A 1,851-nucleotide genomic window follows, 5' to 3' on the forward strand; every position below is an offset into this window, starting at 1 on the left:
GGCAGGGCGTCACGCGGCCGTGCTGCGCACCAAGGCACCGGTGACCTGATCCCCACGGCACGGCCGGGCTCGACGGTGCGGCACCCCGGGCGGTGCGGCGTCCCGGCCGTGCGGTGCCGGGTAGGTGTCCGGGGACACGGCAGCCGGTGGCAGGGCGTCACGGCGAGGCGCGGGCACGGCAGCCGGCGTCACCGCTTCACGCGGCCAGGCGCTCGGCCGTCTCGACGGCCTCCTGGAGGGTGTCCACCACGGGCACGCCGACCCCCTCGAGGCTGGCCCGGCTGTGCGATCCCCCGGTGTACAGCACGGCACGCGCCCCCACGTGCAGCGCCGCCACCGCGTCATCGGCGGCGTCCCCGATCACCACGGTGCGCTCGGCGTCGACCCCGGTGAGGGTCTCCAGGTGGCGCACCATGTGCTCGGCCTTGCTGCCCCCGGACGGCCCGGTCCGCCCGTCGACCCGCAGGAAGTACGGCTCGATCCCGAACCCCCGGACCAGCGGAACCAGCTCGTCGTGCACGTACATGCTCAGCAGGGACTGGCTGCCCCCGGCCGAGCGCCACCCGGCGAGCAGTTCCGCCGCCCCGGCGGTCAGCGCGCACCGCACCCGGTGCTCGGCGTAGTACCGGTGGAAGACCACGTCCATGACCTGCCACTCGGCGTCGGTGGGCAGTCTTCCCAGCAGCCGCTCATAGAACTTGGGCACCGGCACGCAGTACAGCGCCCGGTACCGCTCGAGCGTGATGGGCTCCAGCCCCAACTCGCCGAACGCCGCGTTCGTCGCTCCGATGATGGCGTCGTTGTCATGGAACAGCGTGCCGTTCCAGTCCCAGACGATGTGTGCCCCAGCCTGCTTCCCCATACCCGCAAACGTACCCGCCCCCACCGACAACGGGGAGAACAGGTCAGCGAGGGGCGGTGGCGCCGGGCGGGCCACCACCGCCCGCGGTCGAGGTCCTCAGCCGCCCGATCCGACCAGGCCGGCGATCTCCTGCGGAGCGAACCACAGCAGTTCGTGGTCCTCGGCCCCGTCCACCACGAACTGGGCGTCGTCGTCCCCGGCGTCCGCCGCGGGCAGCGCCTCGGCCGCCGCGATGACGTCCGCCTCCGCGTCGTCGGCGTCGGCGTGCACGGCGGCAGCCTTGGCCAGCCGCACGGGACCGCCGACCCTGACCTCGCCCAGCGCCGCCGGGTCCAGGGCCCGGTCCGGGTCGGCCGTGGCCGCGCCGTCCGGCACGTCGACGGCGACCACCACACGCCGCCGCGGCGCGGCCGGGTCCGCCGCCAGCAGCCGCAGCGAGGCGAGCGCGGCCCGGCCGAGGGCCGCGTACTCCAGCTCCTCGATGTCCTCGGAGAGGTACCACTCGCGCAGCCCGGGTGTGACCGCGTAGGCGGTCAGCGGCCCGGACGGCCCCAGCTCTCCCGTTTCGTGCGCCTCGGCGAGACCGGGGAGGGTCAGGGGGACGTAGACGCGCATGACAGACCGCTCTTTCGTGGTCGAAGGGCCTCCAGGATACGTCCGGGCGTCCCCTTTCGAGTCCCTGCCGACGCCCTCCCGGGCGTCCACCTCGGGCCCCGGAATTCACCCCCCACACCACTCGGTCCTGCACTTTTCCCCTCTCTGGTCACCCTGATAGGTGAAGCTGACCCACCCCTGACCACCACCCTGCGCTCACTTGCCGTCACGTACCGCAACCCCGTACAAGATCCACAGCGCAAGTTACCGCCTGGTAGGCGATGTCGGCCGGGCCCACGAACGGGGACACCCATGAACAAGATCATGACGAGGACGCAGCGCACCCCCGGCAGCCGCCCTCCGGGCCGCGGCGACACCCGCCGCCCCTCCGGCAC

2 protein-coding genes are annotated in these 1,851 nt (G+C 73.4%); both read right to left on the minus strand.

Annotated elements, in window-relative coordinates; genetic code table 11:
- Nucleotides 1–196: 196 nt before the first annotated feature.
- Entirely contained in the window at nt 197–862 is a 666-nt protein-coding gene (locus P1P75_RS30225) for an HAD family hydrolase (protein ID WP_319261383.1), read from the minus strand.
- A 96-nt stretch (nt 863–958) separates the two neighbouring features.
- A complete protein-coding gene (locus tag P1P75_RS30230; RefSeq protein WP_319261386.1) occupies nt 959–1,477 on the minus strand; it encodes a hypothetical protein in 519 nt (172 codons plus the stop codon).
- Nucleotides 1,478–1,851: the final 374 nt, after the last annotated feature.

The sequence above is a fragment of the Streptomyces sp. ID05-39B genome, assembly GCF_033794725.1.
Taxonomy (GTDB): domain Bacteria; phylum Actinomycetota; class Actinomycetes; order Streptomycetales; family Streptomycetaceae; genus Streptomyces; species Streptomyces bobili.

Bases quoted from the DNA above. Each gene is read 5' to 3' on its own strand.
- P1P75_RS30225 (WP_319261383.1), bottom strand. From the start codon at position 862: ATGGGGAAGCAGGCTGGGGCACACATCGTCTGGGACTGGAACGGCACG.
- P1P75_RS30230 (WP_319261386.1), bottom strand. From the start codon at position 1,477: ATGCGCGTCTACGTCCCCCTGACCCTCCCCGGTCTCGCCGAGGCGCAC.